This is a genomic window from Streptomyces sp. ASQP_92 (genome assembly GCF_025399895.1).
In the GTDB taxonomy this organism is placed as follows: Bacteria; Actinomycetota; Actinomycetes; order Streptomycetales; family Streptomycetaceae; genus Streptomyces.
In genome coordinates this window covers 16160-29846 of the sequence record NZ_JAODUA010000018.1, presented here as the reverse complement: position 1 = coordinate 29846, position 13687 = coordinate 16160, and the positions used below count along the sequence as shown (strand labels likewise).

The window sequence follows — 13687 nt, the reverse complement described above, 5'->3', positions numbered from 1 at the left end:
ATCCCGACCGACGGGGAGTGGTGGGGGGCGTGCAGCCTTCGATGCAGGAGCTCATCCGGCGTCGCAAGCGGGCCGGATTCGTGGGTCGCAGGGACGAACTCGCCGTCTACCGGCGCAACTTCGACATCCCCGTCGACGACGAGCGGCACCGGTTCGTGTTCCGGGTGTACGGCAACGCGGGCGTCGGAAAGACCGTCTTGGTAAGGGAGTTGGAGCAGGCGGCCCTGGAGCGCGGGGCGCTGACCGCCTACACCGACGAGAGCGTGGACGGCGTCCCCGAGGCGATGGCCGCGATCAGCGCGGGCTTCGCCCGCCAGGGCCGGCCCCTCAAGGCGCTCGACAAGATCCTGGCCACCTACCGCCAGCGCCGCCACGAGGCCGAGGCCGGACTCGGCTCCGGGCCCGGGGCGGGCCCTTCGGCGGGGTCGGTGGTCGCCGCGCAGGCGGGGCTCGCCGGGATGAGCCTGGTGCCCGGCGTCGGCCCGCTCGCCGGAGCCGTCGACCCGGTCCAACTCGCCCAGGGCGCCGAGCGGTTGAGGGCGACGCTCAGCGCCCGGCTCGGCCGCCCGGAGGACGTGCAACTCGTCCTGGAACCGCTGCGGGTGCTCACGCCGGTGTTCGTGGAGGAGCTGGGCCGGGTGGCCGCCCAGGTGCCGTGGCTGGCCGTCTTCTTCGACACGTACGAGCGCACCGGCGCGTTCCTGGACGACTGGCTGCGCGATCTGGTCACCACCGACCGCTACGGCGGGCTGCCCGCCAACACCGTCCTCACCCTGTCCGGCCAGGGCCGCCCCGACCCCCTGCACTGGCCGGCCGCCGCGGACTACGCCGCCGACCTCCCCCTGGAACCCTTCACCGAGGACGAGGCCCGCCAACTCCTCGCCGCACAAGGCGTGGTGGAGGAGGAGGTGGTACGGGACGTGCTGCGGCTCTCCGGCCGGCTCCCGGTCCTGGTGAGCACGCTCGCGGGCAGCCGGCCCGCCACCCCGGCCGACATCGGCGACCCGAGCGCCACCGCGGTGGAGCGCTTCCTGAAGTGGGAGCCCGACCCCGTCCGCAGGTCCGCCGCGCTCGAAGGCGCCCTGCCCCGAAGGCTCGACGAGGACGTCTTCCGCGCGGCCGTGACCGGGGACGCGGCGGGCCTCTTCGACTGGCTGCGCTCGCTGCCGTTCGTGCGGGACCAGGGCGGCCGGATCAAGTACCACGACGTCGTCCGCGCCCCGATGCACCGCCTCCAGCGCACCGCGTCCCCGCAGCGCTGGCGGGCCGGCCACGAACGGCTCGCCGCCTGGTACGCCCGGGAGCGGGCCGCCGCCGAGGACGCGGCGGGCCGGCGCTGGCGCGACGAGGCCTGGCGCGAGCCGCGCCTGGAGGAGCTCTACCACCGGCTGTGCGCCGACCCCGCGGGCGCGTTCGCCCAGGTGCTGCGCGACGGCATCGAGGCCTGCCGGCAGGGCACGGTCACCGCGCGCCGCTGGGCGCGGGTGATCGCCGAGGCCGGAGAGGACGGCAACCGGGAGGCGCTGCGCAAGTGGGGCGCGGCCTGTCTGACCGCCCTGGAGTCCGAGCGCCGCCACTGCGTGGACGTCCTCGGCATGATGCTGGCCCGGCCCGAGCTCACCGACGAGGACCGGGTCGCCGTGCACATCGCCCGCGCCTGGGGCCACTTCCGGTCCGACGCGTTCGAGGAGTCCCTCGCGGACTACCGGCGCGCGCTCACCCTGGACGCCTCCAGTGCGGACGCCCACCACGGGCGGGCCGTGGTGCACCGGGCCGTCGGCGACTACGCGGCGGCCCTCGCCGACCTCGACCGGCTCGAAGAGCTGGAGCCGGACCAGGCGCGCGCACCGCGCGAACGCGGCGAGACCCACCGGCGCGCGGGCCGCTACGCGGAGGCCGTCGCCGAACTGGGCCGCGCCCTCGCGCTCGACCCCGGCGACGCGCTCACCCTGGGCAGCCGCGGCCAGGCGTACGCCCAACTCGGCGATCCCGAAAGGGCGTTGGAGGACTTCGACCGAGCGCTCCTCATCGACCCCGACTACGGCTGGGCGCTGGTGCGCCGGGCCCATGTGCGGGGGCTGCGCGGCGACACCGGGGGCGCCCTCACCGACCTCGACCGGGCCGAGGGGCTCTCGCCGTCCTGGGCGTGGGTGCTGGGCGAGCGCGGCGACGTGTACCGGTTCGCGGGCCGCCACGAGGAGGCCGTCGCGGCGTACGGCCGGGCCCTCGCGCTCGATCCCGGCTACGCCTGGGCCCTGGGCAGCCGCGCGGTGGCCCTGGCCGAACTGGGCCGCACCGCCGAGGCCCTGTCCGATCTGGACCGGGCGATCGCCCTGGTCCCCGGCTACAGCTGGGCCTACCAGCAACGCGCCCGCCTGCACCGCCTGGCAGGCCGGGAGGAGGAGGCCCTGGCCGACGAAACCCGAGCCACCGAGGCCTCCGCCTCCCAGGGCATCCCCCGGGGGCCGGTGCCGCCGGAGGGGGTGGGGTGAGGTGCGGGGTGGGCCCGGGAACTGGGGCGCGACGGCCCGCGGGGCGCATCCGGAGGCTGACGCCCCGGCCGTCTCCCCGTGCCCCCACTCGTCCACGATCGGTCACTTTGCCCTCTTAAACGGGCGCACCCGTTCAGGTACCGTGCTGCCGCATGAGCGCAGCAGCCGGAGCCACCGCACCCGTCTGGGGTCGGGCCGAACAGCAGGACTTCCGTAGCCGGGTGCGGGGTTGTCTGCTGGGCGGGGCGATCGGGGACGCGCTCGGGGCGGGGGTCGCGGGGCTCACGCTCGCGGAGATGCGCGAGCGGCACGGCACGGACGCGCTGGGCGACCTCGTGCCCGCGTACGGCAGGCCCGGCGCGGTGAGCGCGGCCACCCAGCTCACCCTGTTCACCGTCGACGGGCTGATACGCGCCCAGGTGCGCCGCGACACCGGCGCCTGGCATCCGCCCACCGATGTGCACCGGGCGCATCTGCGCTGGGCCGCCACCCAGCGCGACTGGGGGCCCGACGAGCGCCGCGAGGACAACGGCTGGCTGGCCCGCGAGGAGTGGCTCTACGCCCGGCGCGACCCCGCCAAGACCTGTCTGGTGGGGTTCGGCGACGACGTCATGGGCACCCTGGAGCAGCCCAAGAACCCGGGCGCCGACGACCCGGCCGCGCTCACCCGCTCCGCGCCGTTCGGGCTCCTGGTGGGCTGGGAGCCGCAGTTGGTGCTCCAGCTCGCCGTGGAGTGCGCGGCGCAGACCCACGGCGACCCGGCGGGCTATCTGTCGGCGGGCGCGCTCGCCGTCATCGTGCACGGGCTCGCCCGGGGCGAGTCCATGGACGGCGCCGTCCAGCGGGCCCTGGCGCAGCTCGCGGTGCGCCCCGGGCACCAGCGGGTCACCGAGGCCCTCAAGCACGCGCTGGGCGCCGTACGGCAGGGCATGCCGAGCCCCGCCCTCATCGCCACGCTCGGCACCGGCCACAGCGCGCCGGAGGCCCTCGCGATCGGCGTGTACTGCGCGCTGGTCGGCGAGGACATCCGGCACGGGCTGCTGCTCGCGGTCAACCACGACGGGCCCTCCGACGCCACCGGCACCGTCTGCGGCAGCCTGCTGGGCGCCATGCACGGTGAGACCGCGCTGCCGCCCGCCTGGCTCGCCCAGCTCGAAGGCCGCCCCACGCTGCTCGAACTCGCCGACGACTTCGCGATGGAGATGACCCAGGGCCCCGCCCTGCACGGACCCGCCGTCAACACGGCGGGCTGGCTGCTGCGCTATCCGAGGGGCTGAAACCACCCGTGCGGGCGAAGGATTGCCCCAAAAGCCGCGTGTCCCTCGCGCGCCCGCACGCGTCTTCGCCAGGGTCGTGGTCATGACCCCGCCTCCCACCGCTCGCACCACGCACGCCCGCCGCGCCCTGTCGGCCCGCTGGTTCACGGCCCCGCTGGTCGCCCTCGCGCTGCTCGGCACCGGCGCGGGCACCTCCTCCGCCGCCGTCCCCGCCGACGACGCCGAACACTTCCAGTACGTCCAGAGCGAGAGCGAGCCCGCCTTCACCGACCCCTCGGCCCGCGCGGACGAACTCCCGCCCTACGACGCCCGGGACGCCCAGCAGGCCGTCGACGAGATGGTCATGGACGAGGAGGAGGACGCCGACGGCCAGCACTGCCCGCCCACCGGCGACGAGGACCCACAGGGCCGTTACGAGCGCTGGGGCCCGCACCGCGACGGCGCCTACCCGGCCGCCGGCGGCGACGGTCAGGACGCCCCGGCGAGTGAGCAGGGCGATCAGGAGAACACCGGCTGACCCCGCCCCGTGCGGGCGCGGCCGGTCCCCGGCCGCGACCCATTCGCCGCACGGCCCCGCCCACCCGCCGGGCCCGTACCGCCGAAGATCATTCCGCCGTCACCACCGTGGCCTCCCCGGCGCCGGCCTGGGTCGGCAGGGGCGCCGCCGCGTGAGCCGAACCCGGGCCGTCGTCATCGGAGTTGATGCGCGCCAGCAGCGCGTCCCGCTCCGGGGTGTCCTCCGGCTTGAGCAGTCCGATCACGATGTAGAGGACGAGTGAGATCGCCAGCGGCACCGACACCTGCCACTGGAGGGCCACGCCGGTCTTCTGCGAGCCGTCCAGGTCGTAGTTGACGAAGAAGAACGCGAGCAGCCCGGCCGCCCAGCTCGTGAGCGCCGCCGTCGGGCCGGACCTGCGGAACGTCCTGAGCAGGCCCAGCATGAACGGGATCGCGATCGGGCCCATGAGTCCGGCCACCCACTTGATCACCACGGTGATGATGTCCTTGAACGCGGGCGAGTTGACCTGGGTGGCGATCGTCATCGACAGGCCGAGGAAGACCAGCGTGGACAGGCGCGCGGCGACGAGCCCCGCGCGCGAGGTCCAGCCGCGGGCCGACTTCGACAGGACGGGCATGATGTCGCGAGTGAAGACGGCTGAGATGGCGTTGGCGTCCGAGGAGCACATGGCCATGGTGTGCGAGAAGAACCCGACGACGACCAGGCCGAGCATGCCGTGCGGCAGCAGCGTCTCGGTCATCAGGGCGTAACTGTCCGACCCGTCCGGCTTGTTGGCGTGCACGAGCAGCGGCGCGCACCACATCGGGAAGAAGAGCACGGTCGGCCAGACCGCCCACAGGATCGCCGAGAGCCACGCGGAACGCGTCGCCGAGCGCGCCGAGTCGGTGGCCATGTAGCGCTGGGCCTGGTTCCACATGCCGCCGTTGTACTCGAAGGTCTTGATGAACAGGAACGCCATCAGGAAGGTGACGGTGTACGGACCCGCCGTGGCGTCCGCGTGGCCGCTGGGCAGCTTGTCCCACACCGTCCACAGGGTGGAGAAGCCGTCCAGCTTGCCCATGACGGCGATCAGCATCGCGAGCCCGGCGAACAACTGGATGACGAACTGGCCGAGTTCGGTCAGCGCGTCCGCCCACAGCCCGCCGACCGTGCAGTAGACGGCGGTGATGCAGCCCGTGATGAAGATGCCCTGGGTGAGGGTGATCCCGGTGAACACGGACAACAGGGTCGCGATGGCCGCCCACTTGGCGCCCACGTCGACGATCTTCAGCAGGAGCCCGGACCAGGCGAGGGCCTGCTGGGTGGAGACGTTGTAGCGGTTCTTGAGGTACTCCAGCGGGGAAGCCACGAGGAGCTTGGAGCGCAGCCGGTTGAGCCGGGACGCGAAGAGCTTGGCTCCGATGCCGATGCCGACCGCGATGGGGAAGGACCAGGTCACGAAGGAGGTGACCCCGTACTTGTAGGCGATGCCCGCGTAGCCGGTGAACATCACCGCGCTGTAGCCGGACATGTGGTGCGAGATGCCGGACAGCCACCACGGCATCTTGCCGCCGGCGGTGAAGAAGTCGGAGACATTGTCGACCCGCTTGTGGGACCAGATGCCGATCGCGACCATCACACCGAAGTAGCCGATGAGCACGGCCCAGTCGAGACTGTTCATGTGCCCCCTCCAAGGGGTCCGCCTTGTGAACGTCACTGAAAGACGTCGAGGACCGACGTCGTGGAACGCGGATGCTCTTCGTCAGCACGTCCGGCCCAGCGGCGCCCCGTGCGGGAGCGGGGACTTCCGGGATTGAACCCCTTGGCGGAGGGGGTGGTCAAGACAATCGACGGTCATGGATATGAACCAGGATCACAAAGTCGAACGATTTTGCTTCGGCTTTGCCCTTGGGGGTGTTGTCGTGCCCGTGACGGGGGCCACACGATGAGCGGGCACTTCGTCAGACTCCGTCCACCGGAGCGCCTACAGACGCGAACGACCGCACGGGATGCGGGTCCCGTGCGGCCGAGAAAGCAGGGCTCAACCACCTTCATTCACACGGCAGTTGCCGCGCCTCACCACTGGCGCGCCGCACTGCCATGTCAAAGCTCAGCGCGTCACCGCATCAGCTCGCCGGCGTTCACCAGGAGCGACTGGCCGGTGATCGCGCGGGCCCGGTCCGAGGCGAGGAAGACCACCGCGTCCGCCACATCGCTGTCGGTGGCCAGCTCCGGCAGGGCCATCCGTTCGGTGAGCCGGCCGAGCACCTCTTCCTCGGGCACGCCCTCGGTGTGCGCGGTGAACTGGACGTACGCCTGCACGGGCGGCCCCCACATCCAGCCCGGCAGCACCGTGTTCACCCGGATTCGGTCGGGGCCGAGCTCGCGCGCCAACGAGTACATCGCCGAGGTCAGCGCACCTTTGGACGCCGCGTACGCCGCCTGCCACACCTGCGAGGGCGCCGCCACCGCCGACTGCGTACCGATGACGACGACCGAGCCGCCGTGCGCCTTGAGCGCGGGCAGGCAGGCCCGCGTCATGCGCAGCGTGCCCAGCAGGTTCACGTCGATGACCTGCTGCCAGGTGGCGAAGTCCGCGTCCTGAAGCCCGCCGAAGTAGCTGTCCCAGGCGGCGACATGGACCACGGCGTCGATGGCCCCGAACCGCTCCACGGCGAGCGCCGCGAGCGCCTCGCAGCGGGACTCGTCGGTGATGTCGGTCGACAGGTACGCGGTGTGGGCGCCGTCCGGGTCGATGCCTGCCGCGGTCTTCGCGAGGGCGGCCTCGGTGCGCGCGCCGAGCACCGCGTTGCCCCCGTCGCGCACGACGGCCGCCGCGACCTGGTGCCCGAGCCCGGCCCCCACCCCGGAGACGATCACGGTCTTCCCACTCAGCAACATCCGGTCGCCTCCCGGCTCTGGCACATCTTCTGACGGGGCGTCAGAGTAAGTCCGTCCAGTGGTGGAGGGAAGGGATGCGGCATGACGGAGGACACGCGGCCCGAGGCGTACGCGGAACTGGCGTCGGTGGGCCCCTACGGGGTGCGCCCCGGCCACGCGCTGATCACCATGGTGGAGCCGCACCCGGGCCATGAGTACGCCTACAACCGCTGGTACGAGGACGACCACTACTACGCCGGCGCGATGGCCATGCCCTGGATGTACGCGGGCCGCCGCTGGGTCGCCACCCGCGAGCTCCAGGAGCTGCGCTACCCGGAGAAGTCCGCGATCGCCCAGCCGGTCGGCGCGGGCTGCTACCTCTCGACGTACTGGATCACCGACGGCCGCTACGACGAGCACATGAAGTGGACCGTCGGCATCAACAAGCGGCTCAACCGCGACGGCCGCGTCCATCAGGAACGCACCCATGTCTTCACCGCGTTCCAGGACCACGAGGCGACCGTCTACCGGGACGGCGCCGCGGGCCCGCGCGACTACCACGCGCTCGACCACCCGTACGCGGGCCTCGTCCTGGAGGTCGTCGACGCCGAAAGCCCGGACGTCCGGGCCGAGTTGCTGGAGTGGCTGCGCTCGCGCCATCTGCCGGAGCGCCTGGCCGGCGGGCCCGCCGCGATGGTGACGGTCTTCGCACCGACACCGCTGCCGGGCGACCGCATGACGTATGTGAAGCAGGTCGAGGGCGTCGGCACCCGGCTCACACTGCTGTGGTTCCTGGAGCGGGACCCGAGGGAGGTCTGGGCGGACCGCTTCACCGGACTGGACGCGATGGTGGGCGAAACCGGCCTGGGTCGGGTCGAGTTGGTGGCCCCGTTCATCCCCACCGTGCCCGGCACCGACCGCTACGTGGACGAACTCCGCTAGCGGGAGGGGCGCGAGGCTCGGACCCGGCGGAGGGCCGCGCGACGCGGACATGGCCGAGCCCCCTCGGCCGGGACGGCGGACCAGTCGAGAGGGCTCATGTCGGTAACGCGGATATCACGAGGGCTGCTTGCGGTGGTCAGCTGAGGGAATCCCGGGTCACCTCGGCCACGAACGCGTTCCACGCGCCGGGGGCGAAGGAGATCGAGGGGCCGGCGGTGACTTTCGAGTCCCGCACGGCGATGGCGTGCATCTCGGGGGACTTGACTTCGACACATGCGCCGTTTCCGGTGGAGTACGAAGACTTGGTCCACGTGTCCGTGGCGCCCTGAAGAATGGCCATGTTCGTTTCCGTTCCTGCCAGTTGGTCGTTCTCGGCCAACGTTCTTCGTTGGCGTGATCGACGCTACTCGCAGGTTCCGGGATGCGCGGGGGCCATTCACTCGACCGGATGGCATATTCCGGCCGGGTCTTCCATCGGAGGATGCGCGGGGTGTACGGTGCCGCGCTTCAGCGATCAGCCGGCCGTGCCACGGGCGTAGTCCTTCGCGATCGCGGTAATGAATTCCCGGGTCTGGTCCACATTCAGGGCCTGCGCCCGCAAATGCTCGTACATCACGCTGTATTTCTGGACATCATTCGCCTTTTCCAGGTACAGATCGCTGGTGACGCCCTCGATGTAGACGACGCTGGAGTCCGAGGCGTCCGGGAATTCCAGAATCGCGTACTGGCCGTTGATTCCCGGATGGGCGCCCATGCTGAACGGCAGTACCTGCACGGTGACATGGGGAAGCTGGGACTGCTCGATGAGGAATTCCAGCTGGTCGATCATGAGCTGCTTGTCGCCGACCCTGCGACGCAGCGCCGCCTCGTCGATGACCACCCAAAGGCGCAGGGGGTTCTCCAGCGCCCGTACCCGCTCCTGCCGTCGCAGCCGGACGTTCACCCGTTTCTCGACATCGGTCGGGGCGGTCTCCGGGAGCGCCCCCGCGATCAGGGCCTCCGCGTACTGCGGGGTCTGGAGCAGCCCGGGAACGACCTGGGGATCGTAGACGCGCAGGCTGGCCGCGTCCGTCTCCAGACCGATGTAGACGCTGTACGGGATGTCGCCGAAGGCGTGCCACCAGCCCTGCTGGCGGGAGTCCTTGGCCATCTGCATCAGCGAATCGACGATGCGGTGGTCCTCGACCTCGTACACCCCGCACAGGTCGCGCACATCGCGCTGGCTGATGGAACGGCGGCCGTTCTCCAGGCGACTGATCTTCGACTGGGACACCAGCAGGCGCTCGGCGACCTCTTCGGCCGTCATGCCCTTCAGCTCACGGAGTCTGCGCAGCTCCTGGCCCAGTCGGCGCCGCCTTACGGTGGGATTGACATTGGACGCCACGGGTAACGCACCTCCGGCTCACGGCTCTTCTGTTCGTCTGCTCAGCAGACTGCCACCAACATCCCGGCGCGCGCTGGAAAACGGCCACACACAGCGACAACGCGAACGCGCGGGGCTGCCGTGACAGCCCCGCGCGTACTGGGTGCGGCTCCCGGACCGGGTCGATTGGGGACGTCGGTGCGGCGGGTGGTGCGATTGGTGGTGCGGGGTCCCTCAGTGGTGCACCACGGCCCTGGCCAGCGCCCCGTGATGGGACTGCATCGGAACGCCGGCCGCCGCCGCGTGGCGGCTCCCGTTGTCCGGCGCGGTGCTGCTCTGGCCGTTGCGGCGTGGCTGAGCGGCCACACCGTTCTGGACGTCCATCACGGCGTGCGCGACGAGACCGCCCATGGGGTCGTGCCTGATCAGGTCCCTGAGACGGGAGCGCGATGACCGCCCCTCGTTGCCGGGGTACAGGTGCTTGCCGAGCCCGACTGCGTGGGCCAGCGCGGCGAGCGCCGCGGTCCGCGGGTCCGGCGGTACGCCGGTGCGGATCGCACTGTCCAGCCGGGCCCTGATGTCCCGGCTGATCGCTGTCTCCGTCGCTTGGTAGCGAGTCGTCGGCAGCACCCCGCACATCTGGCCGGCCACGGCATGAACCATGCCGCACCGCTCCAGGTGCGCGAGGTAAATCTGGCGGAGCCCGAGGCGGGGCCCGCCGATCCAGTGGACCGCCCGTACCGGGCTGCCGCGCCTGCGCAGCAGTTCCAGTGCGGAGTCCAGTGTCGGATCTCCTGTCGGCCGTGCCATCACCACGGCGATACGATCCCCGTCTGGGGCTATCCGTCCTGCCAGAGCCAGCTCCACTAGCTGAGCTCCGGCGAGGCCGAGGTCGAGCGACTGCGGCTGCGCTGTGGTACCCGTGGCCGGGTCCAGAGCGAGCAGCAACAGCTCTTCCGGAATAGTTCTGCGGCTCCTGCCCATCCATGCCTCCCCGCGTGGATGAATGACAGGGTGACCCCTCTCACATTCATCTGTCGAGAGCGCCTGGGCGGTTCGTACGGGAACCGACAGGTATGTCGTTCTCGTCTAGCCAGGGGGTCCTACCCGGCACACGGGACACTGGTACATGGTTCGGACAGTTTCGGATGACGCCACCCGGCGTCTGGAGGAGGCATCGGTGGCGGGCGAGTCCCCCGACAAGTCGGAGCAGAAGCAGTCGTCGGGGGAGACGACTACAAGCGAACGCGACCCGCGCCTGGCGGTCTCCCGCGGGCCGTCCCCCTCCCGCGAGGGTGTGGACGACCGGCGGGCGGCGAACGGTTCCGGCGAGGATTCGCGTTCCGGGTCCGGGTCCGGTTCCGCGTCCGGTTCCGCCGGTACGGATGGCTCGGGTTCCGGGTCCGGTACGGATGGCGCGGCTGCGGGTTCGGACGGCGGGGCCACGGGTGGCTCGGCGGCGGGTCCCGTGGACCAGGCGACCGCGGTGTTCCGCGCGCCCCGCCCGGAGGACGGCGACTCCCGGCTCCGCGCGGCGGTCGCGGCGTGGGTCGACCAGGAGGACGCCCCTGAGGGTGATGGGGCCGCGCCCACGAAGGCTGCCGAGCCCGGCAACGCGTCGGGTGCGAAGCCTGCCTCCGACGGGCCGGATGCGGGCGCGGTGGACGCGGAATCCGCTTCCGCGGGGGCGGACCTGAAGCCGACCGGTTCCGACAGTGCCACGTCGCCCGTTGCCGCCAACTCCCCGTCCGCACATGCAAATTCGGGCCTCCCGAGCGCGAAGGCGACGACCGCTGATGCGGGATCGGCGTCCGACGACGCGGGGTCGGACGCGGTTGAGAAGCGAACGGCCACCCCCTCGAAGTCGGCCGGTGACGCGACCCCGGCAGACGCGAAGCCCACCCGGGCCGACACGAACGCCACCGCGGCAGGTTCCGGGAAGTCGACCCCGGCAGGGGCCGAGCCGACCTCGGCAGGTGCTGGGGAGCCGACCCGGGCTGTCGCCAAGCTCTCCTCGGCGGACGCCGGGGAGGCGAACCCGGCAGGCGCCAAGCCGACCTCAGCAGGCGCCGCCCAGCCGACCCGGGCCGACGCCAAGCCTTCCTCGGCAGACACCGGGGAGGCGACCCCGGCAGGCGCCAAGCCGACCTCGGCAGGCGCCGCCCAGCCGACCCCCACGGACGCGAAGCCCGCGCCCGTCGACCCGGCGCCCACCCCCTCCGACCAGCCCAAGTCCTCGCCTTCCCGAACTCCGGACCGCGGCCCGGGGGTTGACCAGCCCACCGCCGTGTTCAAGGCGGTCAAGCCTCCGACCGCCGACGAGACCCGGGCCGCCAAGGCGCCCGCCGAGGGGCAGCCGGCCGTCACTCCGCCCCCGCCCGCCGCCAAGGCGCCCGCCGCCAAGGCGCCCGTCGACCAGCCGACCGCGATGCTCAAGCTGCCCGCGCCTCAGCGGGAGTCCGCGGGTGAGCGGGTCAGCCAGTTCGTGCCCCTGCGGTCCGACGACGCCGGTACGCGGGGCGGCGCCCGCTCCGACGCCTCCGTCAGACGGCCCGAGGGTCCCAAGGTGACCCCGCCTCCGGCCGCACCGGCGGGCCCCGCCGGCCCCACCCCGCCCGTTCCCGAGCGCGCCGAGCGGACCCGGCAGCAGCCGCTGCCGCCGAAGCCGCCGCTCGATCTGCTGGCCGAGCTGACGAACACTCCGCCCCCGGCGCAGACCGCGGTCCGCTCCACCGTGCGGCGCTTCAAGATCTGGACCCCGCTGGTCCTGCTGCTCATCATCGTGTTCGCGGTCGTACAGCTGATGCGTCCGCTTCCCGATCCGAAGCTCGCCCTCACTTCGTCGGCGACGTACACCTTCGACGGCAGCGCGCTCGATCTGCCGTGGCCCTCCGAGGGGCAGTCGGCGGTCTCCGTGGACGGCGTGGGCAGCCTCGGCACGCACGGGGAGCAGAAGCCCGCGCCGCTGGCGAGCGTGGCCAAGACGATGACGGCGTACGTGATCCTCAAGGGCCACCCGATCAGCGGGAAGCAGGAGGGCGAGAAGATCACGGTCGACCAGCAGGCCGAGGACGACGCGAAGAAGCCCGACGAGTCGACGGCGCCGATCCGCAAGGACCAGCAGTTCACCGAGAAGCAGATGCTCGAACTGCTGATGATCCCGTCCGGCAACAACGCGGCCCGCCTGCTGGCCCGTTGGGACGCCGGGTCCGAGGAGGCGTTCATCGCGAAGATGAACGACGCCGCCAAGGCGCTCGGCATGACCAGCACCACCTACACCGACCCGAGCGGCCTGAAGGAGACCACGGTCTCCACGCCGACCGACCAGCTCAAGCTGGCGCAGGCCGTCATGCAGAACGACGTGTTCCGCGGGATCGTCAACACGCCCCAGATCAAGATCCCGGGCATCGACACGATGATCTACAACAACAACACGATCCTGCTCAAGCCCGGTGTGAGCGGCATCAAGACCGGCTCATCGACGCCGGCCGGCGGCAACCTGCTGTGGGCGGCCGACACGGTCGTCGACGGCAAGAACCAGCGGATCTACGGCATCGTCATGGGCCAGCGCACCGGCACCACGCTCGACAACAAGCTGAAGTCCGCGATCAACAACAGCTACACGCTGATCCAGGCCGTGCAGAAGGCCGTCACCTCGGCGACGGTCGTCAAGAAGGGTGACGTCGTCGGGTACGTGGACGACGGGCTCGGCGGCAAGACCCCGCTCGTCGCCGCCAAGGACCTCAAGGCGGTCGGCTGGCCGGGCCTGAAGGTCGACATCACGCTGGGCGGCGCGGGCGGCAAGCCCGTCCCGCACGCGGCGAAGGCCGGCGAGGTGGTGGGCGAACTGTCCATCGGCTCCGGCAACGGCAGGCTCAGCGCGCCGGTCGAGCTGAAGAAGGCGCTCGCCGAGCCGGGCACGGGCGACAAGCTCACCCGACTGGGCTGACGCCCCCGAAGCCGTCGAGGGCGCCCCGACCTGCGGGGCGCCCCGCGTGCTAGCTTCGGGCAACTGGGGACGCGGGGACGGCGTCCTCATGTCTGGGGGAGAATCCCGGGACAGGACGAAGGAGCCCCCGGCTCCTTCCGAAGCCCCCGCCAAGGGCCTTCGGGATCCCTTCCGGGTCCTTTTCGGACACAGCAGTACGGGCCGACCGGACGGCCCCCGCGCGGACCGTGCGCAGATGTACGGCGCCGCGCATGCCAGGTGAGACAGCGTGAGGCGGGAGAGCCG

The 13687-nt window shown here is 71.8% G+C and carries 10 protein-coding genes; 5 read left to right on the top strand and 5 right to left on the bottom strand.

The features are described from left to right. Positions 1-29: 29 nt before the first annotated feature. From N4G70_RS29565 to N4G70_RS29555, 3 genes are all read left to right on the top strand, one after another. Entirely contained in the window at positions 30-2492 is a 2463-nt protein-coding gene (locus N4G70_RS29565) for a tetratricopeptide repeat protein (protein ID WP_315904305.1), read from the top strand. A 152-nt stretch (positions 2493-2644) separates the two neighbouring features. Further along, on the top strand, positions 2645-3769 hold the full coding sequence (locus N4G70_RS29560; protein WP_261715813.1) for an ADP-ribosylglycohydrolase family protein: 1125 nt from the start codon (positions 2645-2647) through the stop codon (positions 3767-3769). 82 nt (positions 3770-3851) lie between these two features. Further along, complete coding sequence (locus N4G70_RS29555; protein WP_261715812.1) at positions 3852-4286, top strand: hypothetical protein; 435 nt, start codon at positions 3852-3854, stop codon at positions 4284-4286. Between the two features lie 88 nt (positions 4287-4374). On the opposite strand, the gene N4G70_RS29550 is transcribed toward N4G70_RS29555, so the two are convergent. Continuing rightward, positions 4375-5949 carry a sodium:solute symporter family protein gene (locus N4G70_RS29550; RefSeq protein WP_261715811.1) on the bottom strand — a complete coding sequence of 525 codons (1575 nt, stop codon included), beginning with the start codon at positions 5947-5949 and terminating at the stop codon, positions 4375-4377. Positions 5950-6386: 437 nt separating this feature from the next. Continuing rightward, a complete protein-coding gene (locus tag N4G70_RS29545) occupies positions 6387-7169 on the bottom strand; it encodes an SDR family oxidoreductase (protein WP_261715810.1) in 783 nt (260 codons plus the stop codon). Between the two features lie 81 nt (positions 7170-7250). Between N4G70_RS29545 and N4G70_RS29540 the strand changes: the two genes are divergently transcribed. Beyond that, positions 7251-8090, top strand: coding sequence for a hypothetical protein (locus N4G70_RS29540; protein WP_261715809.1), 840 nt, complete (start codon positions 7251-7253; stop codon positions 8088-8090). A 136-nt stretch (positions 8091-8226) separates the two neighbouring features. On the opposite strand, the gene N4G70_RS29535 is transcribed toward N4G70_RS29540, so the two are convergent. The 3 genes from N4G70_RS29535 to N4G70_RS29525 form a co-directional block, all read right to left on the bottom strand. Then, positions 8227-8430, bottom strand: coding sequence for a DUF397 domain-containing protein (locus tag N4G70_RS29535; RefSeq protein WP_261715808.1), 204 nt, complete (start codon positions 8428-8430; stop codon positions 8227-8229). A gap of 174 nt (positions 8431-8604) precedes the next feature. Then, a complete protein-coding gene (locus tag N4G70_RS29530; RefSeq protein WP_261715807.1) occupies positions 8605-9474 on the bottom strand; it encodes a helix-turn-helix transcriptional regulator in 870 nt (289 codons plus the stop codon). Between the two features lie 213 nt (positions 9475-9687). Next, a complete protein-coding gene (locus N4G70_RS29525; RefSeq protein WP_261715806.1) occupies positions 9688-10437 on the bottom strand; it encodes a GPP34 family phosphoprotein in 750 nt (249 codons plus the stop codon). Between the two features lie 145 nt (positions 10438-10582). On the opposite strand from N4G70_RS29525, the gene N4G70_RS29520 reads away from it, so the two are divergent. After that, on the top strand, positions 10583-13402 hold the full coding sequence (locus N4G70_RS29520; RefSeq protein WP_261715805.1) for a serine hydrolase: 2820 nt from the start codon (positions 10583-10585) through the stop codon (positions 13400-13402). Positions 13403-13687: the final 285 nt, after the last annotated feature.

What these genes read in the sequence shown, in the direction of transcription:
- N4G70_RS29560 (WP_261715813.1), top strand. Translation starts at nt 2,645, where the DNA reads ATGAGCGCAGCAGCCGGAGCCACCGCACCCGTCTGGGGTCGGGCCGAA.
- N4G70_RS29555 (WP_261715812.1), top strand. Translation starts at nt 3,852, where the DNA reads ATGACCCCGCCTCCCACCGCTCGCACCACGCACGCCCGCCGCGCCCTG.
- N4G70_RS29550 (WP_261715811.1), bottom strand. Translation starts at nt 5,949, where the DNA reads ATGAACAGTCTCGACTGGGCCGTGCTCATCGGCTACTTCGGTGTGATG.
- N4G70_RS29545 (WP_261715810.1), bottom strand. Translation starts at nt 7,169, where the DNA reads ATGTTGCTGAGTGGGAAGACCGTGATCGTCTCCGGGGTGGGGGCCGGG.
- N4G70_RS29540 (WP_261715809.1), top strand. Translation starts at nt 7,251, where the DNA reads ATGACGGAGGACACGCGGCCCGAGGCGTACGCGGAACTGGCGTCGGTG.
- N4G70_RS29535 (WP_261715808.1), bottom strand. Translation starts at nt 8,430, where the DNA reads ATGGCCATTCTTCAGGGCGCCACGGACACGTGGACCAAGTCTTCGTAC.
- N4G70_RS29525 (WP_261715806.1), bottom strand. Translation starts at nt 10,437, where the DNA reads ATGGGCAGGAGCCGCAGAACTATTCCGGAAGAGCTGTTGCTGCTCGCT.
- N4G70_RS29520 (WP_261715805.1), top strand. Translation starts at nt 10,583, where the DNA reads ATGGTTCGGACAGTTTCGGATGACGCCACCCGGCGTCTGGAGGAGGCA.